The sequence below is a fragment of the Paenibacillus glycanilyticus genome (assembly GCF_051200795.1).
Taxonomy (GTDB): domain Bacteria; phylum Bacillota; class Bacilli; order Paenibacillales; family Paenibacillaceae; genus Pristimantibacillus; species Pristimantibacillus glycanilyticus.
The window spans coordinates 5,215,878-5,235,032 of the sequence record NZ_CP195155.1 but is presented as its reverse complement, the minus strand read 5'-3'; the positions used below and the strand labels follow the sequence as shown (position 1 = coordinate 5,235,032).

Here is a 19,155-nt window from a genome sequence, read left to right as displayed (position 1 = left end):
TGGAGCAGGTTGAATGATTCTGTAGAAGCGTAGCGTTCGCCTTTGTTCTCAAAGGTTTACATTAGCGTAATTCATTCAGATAACTTTGAGAACAACAGCGATCGGAAGAACATTCAAATGCGCAGTCCTGCCACTAACCTACAATGCCTACAGCGAGAGCATCGCCTTAAACTTCTCGTCCGTCAGCAGATTCCCTACAAAGAATTCGCCAAAGTCGCCGTAACGCGCGCTGACTTCGTCAAAGCGCATTTCGTATACGAGCTTTTTGAACTGAAGGGCATCGTCGGCAAACAGCGTAACGCCCCATTCCCAATCATCGAAACCAACGGAGCCGGTGATGATCTGTTTCACCTTGCCGGCATATTTGCGGCCGATCATGCCGTGGCTGCGCATCATGTTGCGGCGGTCTTCCATGCTCAGCATGTACCAGTTATCGTTGCCGGAACGGCGTTTGTTCATCGGATAGAAGCAAATATGTCTTGCTTTTGGAAGGGATGGCTTTAGACGCGCCACAACCTCCGGATTTTGCATCGGGTCGCTGCCCGGGGAATTGACGTAGTTGCTAAGCTCAACAACGCTCACATACGAGTGAGCCGGCTGCGTGAACTCGGCGAACAGCGTTTTGTTAAACGCGGTTTCGATCTCGTTCAGCTCTTCCAGCGTTTCGCGCAGGTGCATAAACACGAAATCGGCTTTTTGGCCAACGATGGAATAAACAGCCGTGCTGCCTTGCTTGTTCTCGTCAACGCTGCTCCATTCCTTCAGGAAGGATTGAAGCTCGTCCAACGCCTGGCTCCGTTCTCTATCGCTTGCAAGCCGCCATGCCGCCCAATCCATTGAACGGAAATCATGCAGCGCGTACCAGCCTTCTAATGTAATGGCTACTTCACTCATGGGTAAATTCTCCTCTCGTCACATTGCTTTTAACATTGTATCGTAAATAAATCAGCTAGAGCAAATGGCGGACTTGTGACAAATGGACAGCTCCGATTGACTTCCTTATTTCCATTATTTAAACTGAAAAGCGAGACTTTCCATAAGGAGAAGAGGACATGCTTCAATTATTTGTAGCCACCGTGCTGTTCCTGGTCATGATGTTCGGCATCGGCTTTATTCTCAACATGCTTCTCAAAACAACGTGGTTTCCTATTTATGTCTTTATAATCGTACTGCTGCCTATCGGCATATGGTCGACATGGGATCATTCCGTTTCGTTTGTCGACAATTTCACAGAGTTTACATATGTAGATGTTATCCCGGTAATCGGCGCCTTGGCGGGTGCTTATATCAGCGGATGGGCCATTCGCGCGCTGCGCCGCGGCGGCTATAAAATGTTCTAAATCATTCAACGGCTTCCGTTATTCCGAAGGGAATCACGGAGCCGTTTTCCGTTTCTAAGAAAATTATTAGTTTCCTCGTATACCGCGTTCTGCCAGGGATAGCGACGGCTGCTTGCCGCGTCACCTCATATTTCTAGTTTTGTATTCGTCCCCGGCCCTTCTTTTTATGTTAGAATAATAGAAAGTACGAATGAGATGGAGAGATGCAATTGCGCATCGGTAATCTACTGCAATATACAGAACATCACCGTTATTACATTTTTCGAGATTTTTCGCTAAGCAGCTTGGACTATAAAATGTTGTCGCTTATCTATCAGCCGATGATAGGCGCATTTGCTATTGCTTTATATCAGCAGCTTTATCATGGCATTGCCGAAGGAACGTCCGGTTATTCCGCCATTGAAACGCAGCGCAAGCTGTTCCTGGGACTTGGACTGGACATGAACGAACGCGGCAGAAAATATTTGATCGATCAGGCATCGCGCCTCGAAGCGGTTGGGCTTCTGCAGACGTCGCGGGTAGGATTGCCGGATCAGGCGGATGTCATGTACGAATACGAACTGTCGCAGCCGCTAACGCCGGGGGAATTTTTCCGCAATCAGCATTTGACCCTGCTTCTTAGGGACAAGATCGGCAAGTACGCGGTTATTTCGCTTCGCGAATCGTTTGGGGCGCAAGAGCCGGACGAGCTGGCGCAGAAGCAGTTGACCAAAGAAAACATATCGGTGCCTTTCTATGAGCTCTTCCAACTGAACACGCATTCGGTGGATCAGGAGCTCGAACAAGCTTTAACGGAAGTAGCGCCAACCCGTCAGGCTGCGCCTCGGGCACAGCTTGAGACGGCAGGTATTCCTTACGGGGAAATTATCCTTCGTTTTCCGCGAAATTCGGCGAACCGAAGTTATGTGGAGCGAATGCGCGGCAATTCCGAGCAGCTCGCGCAAGTCAATTATGTTGCTTACAAATACAATCTATCCGTTGCGGACATTTGCCGTTTATTGGATGAAGACGGCATTTTCGCTTCGAATGGCGATCTGATCGTAGACGAAATTCAACTGCGCGCGAATCAACTGTACCGCCAGGATAAGAAGCGCGAAGGAGAACGGCAAAGAACGATTGCCCGCGTGCAGGCAGCAGCCGTTCAACCAAACGAGACGGAGGAAGAGCTTGTCGAGTTTGGCGTTCAGGAAGAGTATTACATGCTTGTGCCAAGCCAATTGGCGGGCAGATGCGACGTGCAGCAATATAATATGCTCATGCGGAACGAACCGCATACCCGTTTTTTGCAGCGGTTTTTCCCTGGGGCCGTACCGGATTGGATCGAAAGATCCTTTGAGCGGATTGATCTGAATTACAAGCTCCCCGAACCGGTAATCAACGTACTTATTCATTACGTGATAGGCATGAACGATGCGCAGCGCGTAACGAAAACATTCGTGGAGGCCGTTGTGTCCAACATGCTGGTAAAGCAGGTGGATACCTTCGAGAAGGCCGTTCTTTACGTCAGAGAACAAGCCGAGGTAGAGGCCGACAAGGAACGCCGGAATGCCAGAGCGGCAGCAGGTCTTCCGGGCACGAGAGGAACGTCGCGCAACAGCTCGCGCGGAGGTATTTCGCGTAAGCCTTCAATCCCGATTGTACAGGATGAAGGAGCGGGAGATACGGCAATTTCGCCGGAGAAGCTGGAACAAATGCGAAAGCTGGCCAGAAAGCTGGACGGCAAAGGTTAAACCATAAAGCGGGGTGAATACGAATGGAATCGCTTGGTGAAATGTTAAAAGCATGGCCTGGCGGTAAGTCAATGAACGATCAAGCGGAACAAAAGCTTAGAGAGCTAATGGCGGACCCTCTTGTTGAGCGTCTGTTCGTCAAGCACCCTGAGCTGGATGAACGTGCGGTACGGATGAATATGAACCGGGTTTATCAATATGTGAATGAATACCGGAATTGTTCGAACTGCCCGGGATTAAACAATTGTCCGAATGATTTCGAAGGCCATTATACATTACTTTCCTGCGAAACGGTAAATGATCAGGTTCAATTGATTGACCGGAAGGTATCCTGCAAGAAGTTCCTCGCGCGGCGCAGCGAAGAGCAGATCAAGAACCGGATTCGCAGCTTCTATGTGGACGAGACTGCGCTGAATAACGGTTATTCGGCTGATGAAATATTGTTCAACGATCCGAAGCGGACCGAGGCAGCCTATCAGATTCTCGCTTATATCGATAAGACGAAGGAAGAAGGTTTGCAAAAGGAAGGCTTGTACCTGGCCGGCAAGTTCGGCACGGGCAAGACGTTTCTTATGTGTTATCTGCTTCACGAGCTTGCGAAGGCGGGATACTCGGGAGCTATCGTTTACATGCCGGAATTCGTGGAAGATTTGAAATCGATGATGCATGACCAGACTAAGCTTCGCGAGACGGTAGAAATGATGAAGGAGACCGATCTTCTCATCTTTGACGATATCGGAGCCGAGAATCTGAATCCGTGGGTTCGGGACCATGTCCTTGGATCGATTCTTAATTACCGGATGAACCGGAAGCCTACCTTATATACTTCCAACTATGAGCTAGATGCTCTGGAGAGACACTTCAGCTTTACGAGCAAAGACGGCGATGAGCAGCATAAAGGAGAACGCCTGATGAACAGGATCAGACCTTATGTTGAGGTTGTTATGGTCACGGGAGAGAATAAGCGGGGACGCAAATAAAAAAAGAGGTTGCACATTTGTTCAAATGTGTGACCTCTTTTTTTGAACATACTTTAACTATTTACCGCGTTAATAACTTATAGTATACTCTCTTCATGGGGAGGTGAGAGAATGTTACATACTTGGAAAAATAAAGTTCAAGATGTACATCTATGGAAGACAAAATCGGTGAGCAGAAGTTTAGAATGAGTTTGCTATTAATGCCTTACTAGTAAATTATGTAGGCGACGTAAACAGAATGCAATACTTACGTTCAAAATAATCAGAAAAATTAAAAGATTTGAACAAATGGAAAGGCAGCGATGTTTAAACAGAGAGCGTATGGACGATATCACGTTCAATTTAAAGGAGGAGATAGGATGATTACCCGAAAGAAATCTATGAAGTTTTTGTTCCTATTAAGTATTCTGGTTATCCTAATCGCAGGCTGTTCCAATAAGAATACTAATAACAGCTCGAATTCCCCTTCGCCTTCGGCAACGACTGCCGATGAATCGGCTTCTCCTTCCGCGGAACCTTCAGAGGATCCCAGTGCGCCTAAAGTAGGCGGAACGTTAACGGTAAGCACATTCTCCGATATTGTCTCGGTCAATCCGATTTTTGTGAATGATACGGCTTCCGGAGATATGCAATATTTGTTATTCGCCCAATTGTACGATCTGGACCGTGACGGCAACCTGGTTGTACAGCCATGGTCTCTGGCTGCCGAACTTCCGCAAATTTCGGAAGACAGCAAAACCTATACCGTGAAAATGAAAAATACGGCCAAATGGAGTGACGGTCAACCAATTACCGCGGATGATTTGGTCTTTACTATTAATACGATCATCAATCCAAAAGCGGGTGCGCCAGGCATCAGCACGTTTGACAAAGTTGGCAGCGTCGAGAAAGTCGACGACTACACCGTCAAAATTACGCTGAAGCAAGTATACGCGCCATTCCAATATTCCCTGATGCTTAATCCGGTGCCAAGCCATATCCTCAAGGACGTGAAGCCTGAAGATTTGCAGGCGAATGCATTCGGTAAAGACCCTGCCAAGACGGTGACAAGCGGTCCTTGGAAATGGTCGGAGTGGAAAGCCGGCCAATACGTAAGCCTGGAAGCCGATCCGAATTATTGGGGCGAAGTAAAGCCTAATATTCAAAAAGTCGTTTACAAAATTTACGCCGATCAAAATACGGAGGTTCAAGCGCTGATCAAAGGCGATGTGGACACGACGCTGGCGATTCCGATCACGCAGCTTGAAGCGGTTGAGAAAAACGACAAAATCAATGTCATTAAAGGATCAACCTCGACCTACGAGTATATCAGCTTTAACTTTGACGCCAACAACTTCCCGGATAAGTTCATTCCGTTCTCTTCGCAGAAGAGCCGTCAAGCCATTGCTTACGCTCTGAACCGCCAAGGCATGGTCGATAACGTTCTGAAAGGTACAGGCGCTCTGATGAATGCACCGTTCCTTCCAGGCTCCTGGTCGGATCCAGGCGACAAAGCGGTTAATTACAATTACGACGCCGAGAAAGCAAAAGCGTTGCTGGCCGAAGACGGCTGGGTTGCCGGCAAAGACGGCATTCTCGCGAAAGACGGCCACCGCTTCTCCTTCGAACTGCAATACAACGCCGGCAACAGCCGCCGTGAAGCGGTAGCTCAAATCATTCAGCAGAACCTGAAGGACGTAGGCATCGAAGTGAAGCCGACGGCGATCGATTTCGCAACATGGATCGATCAGAACATTACGCCTGGTAAATACCCTGCCATTCTGCTTGGCTGGTCGCTTAGCAATCCGGATCCGGACGGCGAAAGCATTTTCTCGTCGAAATACTTCCCGCCGGCAGGTCAAAACAGCGGTTGGTATAAGAACGAGAAGCTCGACAAGCTGTGGGTAGACGGTTACTCCGTCGTGGATCAAGCAGCCCGTAAAGAAATTTACAACCAAATCGCAACCGAAATTTCGACTGACTTGCCTTACGTATTCCTGTACCAATACGGCAACCCTCAAGGTATCGGACCTAAAGTGAAATTTGCGGAAGAGGATGCGCCTGTACCAACGCAGCAAACCGGATATTTCTATCATATGATCAAATGGTGGCTGGCCGAATAAGCGGCGTAATCAATCGTTTGCAGGAGAAGAGGGCGTGGCCCTCTTCTTCCTTGTAAACCAATCCGCGGCAATTCTTAGGGTTACGCTTACGAAGTAAGAATTACCTCAAAAGGCGCGGTAATTCTTAGGTTTACGCTTACGAAGTAGAATTGCCACAAGAGCAGCGGCAATTCTTTTAGGAGGATGGGCAAATGACCGAGTTTATTATTCGCCGAACACTTCAGTCCGTCTTGGTGCTATTCCTGATTACGCTCGTGACATTCGGGCTTATCCATGCCGCTCCGGGAGGACCTTTTCAAATCATGCTGGCGCCCGGCTTATCGCCGGAAGCCATGGAAATACAGGCCCATAACATGGGTCTTGATAAACCACTTCCCATGCAATATTTAAGTTGGTTAGGCAATTTGCTGCAGGGCGACCTGGGTTATACGTTCAAGAATCATGTGCCGATTGGCGAGATTATTTGGCCAACCGTTAAAAACACGTTTATTCTGATGAGTGTCGCTTGGCTGCTGACACTGATCATCGCTATTCCATGGGGCATCTACAACAGCACGAAGGAATATAGCCTATCCGATCAAACGGCCTCCTTTATTTCGTATATTGGATTTGCGATGCCGACCTTCTGGTTCGGGATCATTCTTCAGCAGATCTTCTCGATAAAGCTGGATCTTCTGCCGCTGGCCGATATGTATTCCATGGATAAAGAAGGTCAATTCGGCGACTTGATGCTGCATCTTGTTTTGCCGGTGACCGTTCTTACTCTCGGTTTTCTAGCTGCTTACGTGAAATATTCGCGTTCCAGCATGATGGAAGTGCTTAATCAGGATTATATCCGTACGGCACGGGCAAAAGGGGTGCAGGAAGGGAAAGTCATCTACAAACATGCTCTCCGCAATGCGCTTATTCCGATTATTACGATTATTGCGCTTGACCTGCCGCTGCTCGTTGCCGGCGCAGCCATAACCGAAAGTGTCTTCAATTGGCCGGGAATGGGCCGTTTATTCGTACAGATGGCGGTTGCGCGAGAGTACTCCGTTCTTATGGCTATTACTCTATTGACGGCTGTTATTGTCATTTTCGGTAATCTGCTCGCTGACTTGTTGTATGCCGTCGTTGATCCACGGGTGCAGCTTGGCAAGAGAGGGGGAAGGTCGGCATGAGCGAAGCCAATTTGCAAACCTCAACGGTTATCCCGCAAGTTGAAGTACAGGCGAGTAAGCCGCTTAAGCGCCCTCCGGGCCCTTGGCGTACGGCTTGGTCCAAATTCAGGCGCAATCCTTATGCGGTCACCGGTCTTGTTGTCCTTCTGATTTTTATAATCGGCGGGGCGGCAGCGCCTTGGCTTACGAAATACGATCCGGCAAAAATCGATATGATGTTTGTAAATGTAAAAGCGGGTACGGACGGGCATTTGCTCGGCACGGACGAGTTAGGCCGGGACATCTTCGCGAGATTGCTCTATAGCGCTCGGATTTCTTTGACTGTTGGATTCTCCGTAGCTGCCGGATCTGTCATTATCGGGGCTATTATCGGATCCATATCCGGTTTTTTCGGCGGATTTATCGATACCTGCTTTATGCGGCTTGTAGACGTGATGAATTCGATTCCGTTATTGTTCCTTAATATTCTGGTGCTTGCGATCTTCGGCACCGAATTCCGTTACATGATTATCGTGCTGATCCTAACGAGCTGGATGAGCGTGGCGCGGCTTGTGCGGGGAATGTTCCTGCAGCTCCGGGAAATGCAGTACGTAGAAGCGGCAAGGGCCATCGGGGTATCGAATCTCGGCATTATTTTCAAACATTTGCTCCGCAACGCAAGCTTTCCGATTATCGTAAACGCAACTCTAATGGTGGGGTCAGCGATTTTGAGCGAATCGGCATTATCCTATCTCGGCTTAGGCATTCAAGCGCCGAAAACAAGCTGGGGGCTGATGCTGAGCAACGCGCAGGAGTTTATGCTTGTTGATCCGCTGCAGGCCGTCTACCCGGGCCTTTGCATTCTTCTGGTTGTGCTAGCCGTGAATTTTATAGGTGACGGCATTCAAGACTCCCTGAACCCGCGGCAGAAAATGTCCGAGAGGAGGATTGACAGATGGCGGAAAAGCTTCTTGAAATCGAAAATTTAACGGCCGGATTTCTGACGGTGGGCGGTACGGTTAAAGCAACCGAGCATCTGTCCATCTCCATTGAAAAAGGGAAAACCGTCTGTCTGGTTGGAGAATCGGGCAGCGGCAAAAGCGTCACTTCATTGGCCGTCATGCGGCTGATTGATTATAACGGCGGCGCGATTCTGGAAGGGAGCATCAAATTTCAAGGCGAGGATCTGGCGAAAAAGAGCCAGGATGAAATGATCCGGATTCGCGGCAACAAAATCGCGATGATTTTCCAGGATCCGATGTCCTCTCTCAATCCTGTCTATACCATAGGGGATCAGATCGCCGAGAGCATTATGCTTCACCGGAAAAAAGGGAAGAAGGAAGCCCGTAAAATGGCGGTTGACATGCTGCGATTGGTGGGCATTCCGGCTCCGGAAATCCGGGTCAAGCAATATCCCCATGAGCTGTCCGGCGGGATGTGCCAGCGGGTTGTTATCGCGATAGCCCTAGCGTGCGATCCCAGCCTGCTTATCGCAGACGAGCCAACCACGGCACTGGACGTTACGGTACAGGCGCAAATTCTCGATCTGCTCCGCAGCCTGCAGAAGGAGCTTGGCATGTCCATTCTGCTCATTACGCATGACATGGGCGTGGCCGCCGAGATGGCAGACCGCATAGCGGTTATGTACGCCGGCATCATCGTGGAGGAGGGCAGCGCAAACGAAATATTCGCACGCCCTAGCCATCCTTATACGGAAGGCCTCCTGAAATCGGTGCCGGGCTTGGAAGGCGATCGCGGCGAAGAGTTGTATACGATACGGGGCAATATCCCCGGGTTAAGCCAGCTCCCTGAGGGCTGCCGCTTCCATCCCCGCTGCCCGTATGCGAAGGATATTTGCCGGGAGAAGGCACCAACGGCTATGGCCGTAACCGAGGATCATTACGCTTCCTGCTGGATGTATTCGGAGGAAGGCGGAGCCGCAGCATGGAAAAATGAATCGAAGCCCGAGGTGAGCCGATGAACGCGGAATACGTATTGGAGCTGCGTGGAGTGAAAAAATATTTCCCGATCCGGTCGGGTCTCCTGAACCGGGTAGTTGGCCAGGTCAAAGCGGTGGACGACGTGTCGCTGTCCATCCGCAAGGGAGAGACGTTTGGGCTTGTTGGCGAGTCGGGCTGCGGCAAATCAACGCTTGGCCGGGTTGTACTTAATCTACATAAGGCGACGGAAGGCGAGGTTAACTTCAACGGGACGGATGTCCAGAAGTTAGCAGGATCGGAGCTGCGCCGGCTGCGGAAGCAGATGCAGATTATTTTCCAGGATCCGTTCGGATCGCTGAACCCGCGGTTTCTGGTAAAGGATATTATCGGGGAACCGCTGCGGCTGCACGAAAGGATGACGGAGCGCGAGATCGACAAGCGTGTCGTTGAGCTGATGGAGCTTGTTGGCCTCGACGCTACTCGCCGCAACCGGTATCCGAACGAGTTCTCCGGCGGTCAGCGGCAGCGGATCGGTATCGCAAGGGCAATCGCTTTAAATCCCGAGTTTATTGTCGCGGACGAAGCGGTATCCGCCCTTGACGTATCGGTGCAATCGCAGGTTATTAACCTGCTGATGAAGCTTCAGCGCGAGCTGGGGTTAACCTTTCTTTTTATTGCCCATGGTCTTAACGTGGTGCGGCATATCTCCGACCGGGTAGGCGTTATGTATCTGGGAAAAATCGTCGAGATCGCGCCAACGGAGGAACTGTTCGCGAAACCGCTCCATCCGTATACGGCAGCTCTCTTATCGGCCATTCCAAGGCCGGACCCGACGCGGAAACGGGAGAGAATCGTGCTGCAAGGCGATGTGCCGTCGCCGGCTAACCCGCCGTCCGGCTGCCGTTTCCACCCGCGTTGCCCGGCGGCGAAAGCCAAATGCAGCGTGGAAGAACCGCTTCTGAAGGAGCGCGAGGATGGAAGGCAAATCGCCTGCCATTTCCCGCTGGATGAAGGTTTAGCTCAATAACGCAACAAAAGCCGGGCTGCTGCCCGGCTTTTATTGCGTCTGTTTATAAGTTTGCCTTATATAGTCAATAAATAATTTCCAATTTTCTATTGACAGATGATTGGGCGGACTGGTAATATTCATCCATAACCAACTAAACAGGTAGGAATAATATTATCTACCCGGACCACCGGATGCTAATCATTATTCGTCTGTCAATAAAAATAGGGGTGTGTTGACAATGAAGAGATTAGCTATTATCCGCTCGTTCGTACTTATTCTTACTTTTACGCTGGCCCTCGCAGCATGCGGCAATAACTCCAACTCCAATTCGAATTCCTCGAGCAGTGGAAATAAAGAAACTCCTGCAGCATCCAATGCGGGCACTGCATCGGAAGCTCCAACCGAAAAACCTAAAGATGTTGAACTCCTGAACGTATCTTACGATCCAACCCGTGAGCTGTACGTTAAATATAACGAAGCATTCTCGAAATATTGGCTGGACAAAACAGGCCAAAAGGTTACCGTTAAGCAATCCCACGGCGGCTCCGGCAAACAAGCGCGTGCCGTTATCGATGGTCTGGAAGCAGACGTTGTAACGCTGGCGCTAGGTTACGACATTGACGCACTGGTAGAACCGGGCCTGATCAAACCCGACTGGCAGACAAAATTCGAACATAACAGCGCACCTTACACGTCCACCATCGTATTCCTTGTGCGCAAAGGCAATCCAAAAGGCATTAAGGACTGGAACGACCTGATCAAGGATGGCGTTGAAGTGATTACACCAAGTCCGAAAACTTCGGGCGGTGCGCGCTGGAACTATCTCGCGGCTTGGGGTTACGCGCTCAAACAAAACAATAACGATGAAGCGAAAGCGCAAGAATTCGTACAACAATTGTATAAACATGTTCCTGTACTTGATTCCGGCGCACGCGGCGCTACCACAACGTTCGTAGAAAAAGGCATTGGCGACGTATTGCTTGCTTGGGAGAATGAAGCTTACCTGTCCGTGAAAGAGCTTGGTCCGGATAAATTCGATATCGTATATCCTTCGCTCAGCATTAAAGCGGAGCCTCCCGTTGCCGTCGTTGACAAAGTGGTAGACAAACGCGGCACGCGTGACGTAGCTACGGCTTACCTGCAATACCTGTACTCCGACGAAGGCCAAGAAATTGCGGCGCAAAACTACTACCGTCCAATCAACGAAACGGTTGCAGCGAAATACAAAGACCAATTCAAAGATCTTGAACTGATTACCATCGATGACTTCGGCGGCTGGAAGACGGCTCAAGAGAAACACTTTAACGATGGCGGCATCTTCGACAAGATTTACACGCCAGGCTCGAAATAATGATGGTGACCACAGATGAACGGAGCTGACTTCACATGAAAGGTTCCAAAAGGAAGTCCAAAAACGTATTGCCGGGCTTTGGCTTGTCGATGGGCTTCACGATCGCTTACCTCAGCTTGATCGTTCTTATCCCTCTCGCCGGTGTGTTTGTGAAAACAACCGGCCTGAGCTGGAACGAATTCTGGGCGATTATTACGAATCCAAGGGTAATCGCTTCTTATCGGATCAGCTTTACGACATCGTTTTTCGCCGCGCTGACCAATCTTGTATTCGGGCTGCTAGTAGCCTGGGTACTTGTCCGATACCGGTTCCCGGGTAAAAAGATTATCGACAGCCTCGTCGATTTGCCGTTCGCTCTTCCGACGGCGGTAGCAGGCATTTCGTTGACTGCGATTTATGCCCCAAATGGCTGGGTAGGCTCGATTCTCGCGCCGCTGGGGATAAAGGTTGCTTATACGCAGCTTGGCATTACGATTGCACTCATTTTTATCGGAATTCCTTTTGTGGTCCGTACCGTGCAGCCTGTCTTGCAGGACTTCGAAAAAGAAACCGAAGAAGCGGCGGTTATGCTTGGCGCATACCGGCTGCGCACGTTCTGGAAGGTTATCCTGCCGGAGCTGATGCCGGCGCTATTAACCGGGTTCGCGCTGGCCTTCGCTCGGGGAATCGGGGAATATGGCTCCGTCGTGTTTATCTCGGGCAATATGCCGATGAGGACGGAAATCGCTCCTCTCCTTATTATGTCGAAGCTGGAACAATTCGATTACGAAGGCGCAACGGCGATTGCGCTGGTTATGCTTATTGTCTCCTTCCTGCTGCTGCTGCTTATCAACTTTATGCAATGGCGGATTAACCGCCGTACGATAGCGGACTAAGGGGAGGAAAAACAATGGCTGGAGCAGTTACCGCGCATTTGTCTCAAGAAGCGTCCAAAAGACCGAAGCATATTACCGAATCGGCTGGCGTAAAATGGACTTTAATCAGTATCGCCATGTTATTTCTAGGGCTGGCCGTAGCGATGCCTCTTATCTCGGTGTTTGTCGAAGCCTTCAAAAAGGGCTTTGATGTGTACAAAGCGGCAATCACCGACCCGGATGCTTTATCCGCATTGCGATTAACTTTATTGGTTGCTCTGATTGCCGTACCGCTAAACGCTGTGTTTGGGATAGCGGCTGCATGGGCGATCAGCAAGTTCCGCTTCAAAGGCAAGAACCTTCTTATTACGTTAATCGATCTACCGTTTGCGGTATCACCTGTCATTTCAGGAATGATTTATATTTTACTGTTTGGTGCGCAGGGCTTTCTTGGTCCTTGGCTCGACGAGCATGATATTAAGATCGTTTTTGCTCTTCCGGGCATTGTACTGGCTACCATTTTCGTTACCGTTCCGTTCGTAGCCCGCGAGTTAATTCCGCTCATGCAGGCGCAAGGCGTACAGGAAGAGGAAGCGGCTGCAAGCCTTGGGGCAAAAGGCTTGCAGATCTTCTGGCGCATCACGCTTCCGAATATCAAGTGGGGCTTGCTGTACGGCATTATTCTCTCGAACGCCCGGGCGATGGGGGAGTTTGGCGCCGTATCCGTCGTATCCGGCCATATTCGGGGGGAGACAAATACGCTGCCGCTCCATATTGAAATTCTGTATAACGAATACCGGTTCTCGGCTTCCTTTGCCGTAGCTTCCCTGCTTGTTATGCTGGCCGTTCTGACTCTGCTCGTGAAAGCCTTGTTCGAATGGAAAACGAATCAAAACGCATCGCGCGAAAAGGTTGATTAAAATTTTTTTAAACCTAATACCGAGTAAATCGGTTGATTATGGAGGGGTTAATAATGGCAAAACCGTTGGAAGTAGATCAATTGTGGTTGGACCGTATTCTTGAGCAAGTTAATGGGCTGCAGTATGGTTCTGTCAATATTACCGTACATGATGGACGTATTGTTCAAATCGACCGTACCGAACGTACACGTTACGATCAACCTTCCCATAAGCAGGCGCAGCCGGAGCAAAAGGCAGCTAACGGCGATAACCTTCGCGCCGTTGCCCAATGATAATAAAGCGAAAAAAGCTCCGTACCGGATATCCGGTACGGAGCTTTTCTTGTTTGTGGTTACGAAATGACGAATTTAATGATGACGGCTGCAGCAAAAATGACGGTCATAAAGCCCAGCATTCCGCCAAAGCCTGTCATAACGTCCATCAAGTCGTGGCGCGGTTCTTCATTCACATGTTCGCGCGGATCACGTACATTTTCCATTAGTGGATTACGCCTCCCTTGAAGACCATTCAAGCTTATAATAGTATACCCAACTTTACGAATAATTGTAAAGCAATTCATTGACAATTATAAAGCGAAACATGCGTTCGATATGCTAATATAAAGGAATAGATAAACAGCGCGAAGCTTATGCTTACGAAGTAAGAATTACCACAAAATCGCCGATTCTCGGCCAATAGTATGGTAATTCTGAGTTTACGCTTACGAAGTAAGAATTACCACAATTGCCGATTCTCGGCCAATAGTATGGTAATTCTTTTTAGGAGGGACAAAATGGATCAGCAACAACAAAATACACCCGCCAGCAGGGCGGAAGCCGAAGAGCTAATCCGCAACAAATTAGCGCTGCTTCCAGACCAGCCCGGCTGTTATTTAATGAAGAACGGGGAAGGCACCATTATATATGTAGGCAAAGCGAAGGTGTTGAAAAATCGCGTCCGCTCCTACTTCAACGGAAGCCATAACGGAAAAACGCAGCGGCTCGTATCGGAAATCCGCGACTTTGACTATATTATTACCTCGAGCAATATGGAAGCACTCATTCTCGAATGCAATCTGATCAAGCAATATCATCCAAGATACAATGTTCTTCTGAAGGACGACAAAACTTTTCCGTATATTAAGATTACGAACGAAAAACACCCGCGCCTTGAGGTTACGCGGCGTGTCGTGAAGGATAAAGGCAAATATTTCGGACCGTACCCGAATGCCTTCGCGGCTCAGCAAACCAAGAAGCTGCTGGACCGGCTTTATCCGCTGCGCAAATGCGGAACGCTGCCTGATAAAGTATGCTTGTACTATCATATCGGCCAATGTATTGCCCCTTGCGAGTACGATGTGGAGCAGGGCCAATACGATGCGATGATTCAGGAAATTACCAAGTTCCTTAACGGCGGCCATGATGCCGTAAAAGCGGAAATTCAGCGTAAAATGGAAGCTGCCGCCGAAGAGCTTAATTTCGAGCGTGCCAAGGAATACCGCGATCAGATCATCAGCATCGATGCGGTTATCGAGAAGCAGAAGATTACGATGAATGATGCCCTAGACCGCGACATCTTCGGCTACGCGGTAGAGAAGGGCTGGATGTGCGTGCAGATTCTGTACATGCGCCAGGGAAAAATGATTGAACGGCGCGGCACAACATTCCCTTATTATGGGGAAGAATACGATGACTTTATGACATTCGTTACCCAATATTACAGCGATAACCCGGCATTGCCGAAGCAGATTTTGCTGCCGCTCCCGGCCGATGAGGAAGAAGGGACGGCGGAGTCGTCCACGGCTGCCGATGAGTTCGCAACGATGCTGCATAACTGGCTGAAGGTGAAGGTGCTGATGCCGCAGCGCGGACGGAAAAGCGAAGCCGTATCCATGGCTATCGATAATGCCAAGATTGCGCTGGCGGATAAATTCCGCCTGATCGAGCGGGACGAAGAGAGAAGCGTCCGCGCTTCGGAAGGACTAGCCGAATGGCTTGGACTGCCCGAGGTCCGGCGAATCGAGGCGTTCGATAACTCGAATATCCAAGGCACAAATCCGGTCTCGGCGATGGTTGTCTTTACGGATGGCAAGCCGGACAGGAAAGAGTACCGCAAGTATAAGGTGAAAACCGTTGTTGGCGCGGATGATTACGAAACGATGCGCGAGGTTGTGCGGCGCCGTTACGAAAGAATGCTGAAGGAGCAGCAGACTCCTCCGGATTTAATCGTAGTCGACGGTGGCAAGGGACAAATCTCCGCAGCACTGGATATTTTGCAAAATGAGCTGGGGCTTTATATTCCGGTATGCGGACTTGTGAAGGATGCAAAGCATAAGACGGCCCAATTGATGACCGGTGATCCGCCGGAAGTCGTGCCGCTGCCCCGCGACAGCCAGGAATTTTATCTGCTGCAGCGGATTCAGGATGAAGTCCACCGGTTTGCGATTTCTTTCCACCGCGAACAGCGCGGCAAATCTATGATCGCTTCCCAGCTGGATGCGATTCCGGGAATCGGAGAGAAGCGCCGCAAGCTGCTGCTTAAGCATTTTGGCTCGATTAAGAAGATAAGGGAAGCTTCAATCGAGGACTTCAAGCCTCTGTCTATTGGCGAGAAGCTGGCTTCGCAAATTTTAGCTTCGTTAAATGAAGAAGAAAAGGAATGAGGCAACCTCATTCCTTTTTATATTACTTGCCTTTATTTTTTTATTTGCCTTTGCGACCGCCTGGTTTGCCGCTTTTATTGCCTTTGCTACCACCGGATTTGCCGCTTTTATTGCCTTTGCTGCCGCCTGATTTGCCGCTTTTATTGCCTTTGCTGCCGCCTGATTTGCCGCTTTTATTGCCTTTGCTACCACCGGATTTGCTGCTTTTATTGCCTTTGCTGCCGCCTGATTTGCCGCTTTTATTGCCTTTGCTGCCACCGGGTTTACCGCTTTTATTGCCTTTGCTGCCACCTGATTTTTTATTAGCTCCAGCTTTGTTAGCTCCTGCACTTCTGCCGCCGGGACTTTGATTGCCGCCAGGACTTTGATTGCCGCCGGGACTTTGATTGCCGCCAGGACTTTGATTGCCGCCAGGACTTTGGTTGCCGCCAGGACTTTGGTTGCCTCCGGGACTTTGGTTGCCGCCAGGACTTTGGTTGCCGCCGGGACTTTGGTTGCCTCCGGGACTTTGGTTGCCACCCGAGCTATGGTTTTTTGGCAATTCTATCACTCCTCATGAACGTAATACTAGATTATATGAAGGTTGCTAGAGTTGCTCTTGTACAGGAGTGGATAAACAAATGAAATAGTTTCTTGATTAATTTTCTTTACAAAGCGATGCTTGTAATTTTGTTCAACGGGACATAAACGAGGTAAGTCGTTTTGTAGTTGAAAGCAGAGAAAGTAGCATGCCCATTCTTAAAGCCAGCCCATTTCGCTTTATCCAGATCCTTTCCGTTATCCAGCGTAACGCGATGAATAACTTGTCCGAGCGACAGCTTGCTAAGGATGCCATAAGCATATTCAGCATAGCTTTTTCCGCTTGATTTTTCTTCCTTGTTGTACGGAATTACCGAATTGTCGCTATAGCCCGAAGATTTGTGCTCGTATTTGCGGCCATTTGATTTGTGTTCGCATTTGCAGCCATTTGATTTGTGTGAATAGCCGTCCGATTTTTTGCTGGAAGACTTGTGTTGGCAGCAGCAATTTTTCTTGCCGCCTGATTTGTTCTTTTTCCCGGACGATTTGTGATGGCCGCTTGACTTTTTGCATGACGACTGTTTCTCATAGCTTTTATTGCATGAGCTCTGTTTGCGGTCATAGCCGCTGATTCTTGCAATCAATCCTATCACACTCCATATGTTGGTTTAATAGATTATATTAAGTTGGACAGGATTTCTCTTGGACAAAGTGACCGTTTCTATTAAATGGGCGGTGTAGAGTGCCGTTATTGCGAAAAAAGGAATGTATCTTCGAAGAGATACATTCCTTTTTTTATAAGGAGTCCTTTCAGACCCGTATTGGAGTGCGCCGTTTATGCCAGGATTTGATAACCCAAGCGATAATAACAGGCAGAATAGCATAGATAAGGGCTGCGGTAATATTAACGCCTCCTCCAACGCTGACCAGCTCGAAGCTCATAATAAGGCTGTCCAGAATTGCGTGGGTGAACACGGCCGTTATAAAGCCATAGCGGAGGAAAATAAGACAAAATACCGTTCCCAGAATAACAAGCTCCACGATACGCGTATAGAACGGGAAGATCGGATAGCCGACATGTCCCAGCGCCCACATGATCGTGGGAATAAGCGTAGCGATAAACGTATTTTTGAACCATTTTTTGAATAAAGCAATGCCGAACAACCGGAATATCGCTTCTTCGGATATGGCAGCGCACCAGGCCATCATCGGCATAAGCCATAGCATATCCGTATTGTAAGGCGACTGCGTAGCATCGCTGGTTGCCCAGGAGCCTGCAAGAAACTTCATGGCGACCATAATGATCGCTTGCGCGCCAAGGATAATCGCTGCAAAAAGATAGGAGAGGCCAACGCTGCGCCATACATGCTCGCCATAGCCTCGCTCGCGGAATCCCGGCCATAAGGGGCGTTTTTGCGAGCGCCACATCCCGTCACCGGCGACTAAGGCGAAGTAAACGGCGAGGCCAACCGGAATGAGCAGCACGACCGTAATCAAAACGGTAGCCTTCATCTCGGCATCCGACCGGCTCTGCTCGCCAAAGGTTGCCATGATGCCATCAAGAACGTTCAGATTGTTATAGATGTAGAATACGATAAACACCAAGCTGATAAATATCCCGCGTTTAAAGGTCGTGTGTCCCCTGTAAAGAATCGCGTAAATAAGCGATAAAACGAGGGAGATGAAGCACATGTACGCCAGGCTGACAACAGACAGCGCGCTGCCCGTCTTTTTCTGGCCTTCCACGTAAGAGACGTAATCCGCCGGTGCTTGGAAAGCTGGCTTGTACCTGGTGATCACTGCTTTATCATCAACAAGACCTACTCCGATAATCAGCTCAAGTGAAGCGTCACCAAGCGTATAACCGGTAGGGTGAAGCACGGCGTCTCCTTGGTCATCGATGTACAGGCTGTCCAATTCTTCCGGCCGGAACCCTTTCGTTTCGGCAAAAGCCTTCGCTGACGTTTGAACCGATTGAGCATTGCCGGAAGATTGACCGCCAAGCCAATGCCAGCCTGTAATACTGCCGTTAGTCATATGGACGTAGACATAAGCTTTTGTGCCGTCCTCCAGATCCAGATTGACCTGGAACGTATCGGTCGGGAACTTGGCGTCATATTTATCTTCGAACTTGCCCAGCAGCTCTTCCTTGGAGAAATAACCGTTTGCCAGACTGTCGGTCTGATAAATCGTATGGGCGGTTACGGCTGCTTTGCCGAACTGTTCCCGGACGAACTTTTTCGCGGTCGACTCGGCTTCGCTTTTTGCAATAACCTTAGGAGTTGAGCTTGAGAACAGTTGGTCCCCGGCTGCAGGGCCGAACTGGGTAAAGATGAAAATAATTGCGCCTGCGACAGCAGCCCACAGGAATCTTTTCCAATCATGAGGAGCGATGGAAGGGATCATACAAAACCTCCATTTCGAATTCAGACGATGCTTCGCTACAGTAACAATACCATTATTAACCTCATTTATCCAATGCGGGCGAAAGTAGAGGATGCAAACGGAAAGCGGTGAAATAAGGACTTGCAGCCAGCAAGCAGCCAATTGTTCTGTAGGATTGCCCGTTTTTGAACGAATTCCGCTTAATTATCGCTTAGGCTCATTTTGATCGTTTCCGCAGTTTG

General features: G+C 49.4%; 18 protein-coding genes. 13 read left to right on the top strand and 5 right to left on the bottom strand.

Annotated elements, in window-relative coordinates; all coding sequences use genetic code 11:
- Positions 1 to 147 precede the first annotated feature (147 nt).
- Positions 148 to 894 (bottom strand): hydrogen peroxide-dependent heme synthase, encoded by a 747-nt coding sequence (hemQ, locus tag ACR9FF_RS23555; RefSeq protein WP_127493155.1) that lies wholly within the window; start codon positions 892 to 894, stop codon positions 148 to 150.
- A 158-nt stretch (positions 895 to 1,052) separates the two neighbouring features.
- Between hemQ and ACR9FF_RS23550 the strand changes: the two genes are divergently transcribed.
- The 12 genes from ACR9FF_RS23550 to ACR9FF_RS23495 all read left to right on the top strand — a co-directional run bounded on the left by ACR9FF_RS23550 (position 1,053) and on the right by ACR9FF_RS23495 (position 13,640).
- Entirely contained in the window at positions 1,053 to 1,340 is a 288-nt protein-coding gene (locus ACR9FF_RS23550; RefSeq protein WP_127493152.1) for a YuiB family protein, read from the top strand.
- 209 nt (positions 1,341 to 1,549) lie between these two features.
- On the top strand, positions 1,550 to 3,070 hold the full coding sequence (locus ACR9FF_RS23545) for a helicase DnaB (RefSeq protein ID WP_127493149.1): 1,521 nt from the start codon (positions 1,550 to 1,552) through the stop codon (positions 3,068 to 3,070).
- A gap of 23 nt (positions 3,071 to 3,093) precedes the next feature.
- A complete protein-coding gene (gene dnaI, locus ACR9FF_RS23540) occupies positions 3,094 to 4,050 on the top strand; it encodes a primosomal protein DnaI (RefSeq protein WP_201007996.1) in 957 nt (318 codons plus the stop codon).
- A 359-nt stretch (positions 4,051 to 4,409) separates the two neighbouring features.
- A complete protein-coding gene (locus tag ACR9FF_RS23535) occupies positions 4,410 to 6,152 on the top strand; it encodes an ABC transporter substrate-binding protein (protein WP_435165388.1) in 1,743 nt (580 codons plus the stop codon).
- 191 nt (positions 6,153 to 6,343) lie between these two features.
- Positions 6,344 to 7,315: an ABC transporter permease gene (locus ACR9FF_RS23530; RefSeq protein WP_132307856.1), complete on the top strand. Its 972-nt coding sequence runs from the start codon at positions 6,344 to 6,346 to the stop codon at positions 7,313 to 7,315.
- Positions 7,312 to 8,283, top strand: coding sequence for an ABC transporter permease (locus ACR9FF_RS23525; protein ID WP_435165385.1), 972 nt, complete (start codon positions 7,312 to 7,314; stop codon positions 8,281 to 8,283). Before ACR9FF_RS23530 ends, ACR9FF_RS23525 begins: the two co-directional genes overlap by 4 nt.
- Complete coding sequence (locus ACR9FF_RS23520) at positions 8,250 to 9,275, top strand: ABC transporter ATP-binding protein (protein WP_435165382.1); 1,026 nt, start codon at positions 8,250 to 8,252, stop codon at positions 9,273 to 9,275. The genes ACR9FF_RS23525 and ACR9FF_RS23520 overlap by 34 nt, the downstream gene beginning before the upstream one ends.
- Positions 9,272 to 10,261, top strand: a complete 990-nt coding sequence (locus ACR9FF_RS23515) for an ABC transporter ATP-binding protein (protein WP_127493136.1) — start codon at positions 9,272 to 9,274, stop codon at positions 10,259 to 10,261. The genes ACR9FF_RS23520 and ACR9FF_RS23515 overlap by 4 nt, the downstream gene beginning before the upstream one ends.
- A 220-nt stretch (positions 10,262 to 10,481) precedes the next feature.
- Entirely contained in the window at positions 10,482 to 11,594 is a 1,113-nt protein-coding gene (locus tag ACR9FF_RS23510) for a sulfate ABC transporter substrate-binding protein (RefSeq protein WP_127493134.1), read from the top strand.
- Between the two features lie 35 nt (positions 11,595 to 11,629).
- Complete coding sequence (gene cysT, locus ACR9FF_RS23505) at positions 11,630 to 12,469, top strand: sulfate ABC transporter permease subunit CysT (RefSeq protein ID WP_127493132.1); 840 nt, start codon at positions 11,630 to 11,632, stop codon at positions 12,467 to 12,469.
- A gap of 14 nt (positions 12,470 to 12,483) precedes the next feature.
- Positions 12,484 to 13,368, top strand: coding sequence for a sulfate ABC transporter permease subunit CysW (gene cysW / locus ACR9FF_RS23500; protein ID WP_435165377.1), 885 nt, complete (start codon positions 12,484 to 12,486; stop codon positions 13,366 to 13,368).
- A gap of 53 nt (positions 13,369 to 13,421) precedes the next feature.
- Positions 13,422 to 13,640 (top strand): YezD family protein, encoded by a 219-nt coding sequence (locus tag ACR9FF_RS23495; protein WP_127493128.1) that lies wholly within the window; start codon positions 13,422 to 13,424, stop codon positions 13,638 to 13,640.
- A gap of 59 nt (positions 13,641 to 13,699) precedes the next feature.
- Here the strand turns inward: ACR9FF_RS23495 and ACR9FF_RS23490 are convergent, their stop codons facing one another.
- Positions 13,700 to 13,846, bottom strand: a complete 147-nt coding sequence (locus tag ACR9FF_RS23490) for a hypothetical protein (protein WP_015846369.1) — start codon at positions 13,844 to 13,846, stop codon at positions 13,700 to 13,702.
- Between the two features lie 294 nt (positions 13,847 to 14,140).
- Here ACR9FF_RS23490 and uvrC point away from each other — a divergent pair, with 294 nt between their 5' ends.
- Complete coding sequence (gene uvrC / locus ACR9FF_RS23485; RefSeq protein ID WP_317979843.1) at positions 14,141 to 16,009, top strand: excinuclease ABC subunit UvrC; 1,869 nt, start codon at positions 14,141 to 14,143, stop codon at positions 16,007 to 16,009.
- On the opposite strand, the gene ACR9FF_RS23480 is transcribed toward uvrC, so the two are convergent.
- From ACR9FF_RS23480 to ACR9FF_RS23470, 3 genes are all read right to left on the bottom strand, one after another.
- On the bottom strand, positions 15,986 to 16,528 hold the full coding sequence (locus ACR9FF_RS23480) for a hypothetical protein (protein WP_435165372.1): 543 nt from the start codon (positions 16,526 to 16,528) through the stop codon (positions 15,986 to 15,988). The genes uvrC and ACR9FF_RS23480 overlap by 24 nt on opposite strands.
- Before the next feature lie 128 nt (positions 16,529 to 16,656).
- Positions 16,657 to 17,172, bottom strand: coding sequence for a hypothetical protein (locus ACR9FF_RS23475; protein ID WP_435165369.1), 516 nt, complete (start codon positions 17,170 to 17,172; stop codon positions 16,657 to 16,659).
- 166 nt (positions 17,173 to 17,338) lie between these two features.
- Positions 17,339 to 18,934 (bottom strand): CPBP family intramembrane glutamic endopeptidase, encoded by a 1,596-nt coding sequence (locus ACR9FF_RS23470; protein WP_435165366.1) that lies wholly within the window; start codon positions 18,932 to 18,934, stop codon positions 17,339 to 17,341.
- Between the last annotated feature and the right edge of the window lie 221 nt (positions 18,935 to 19,155).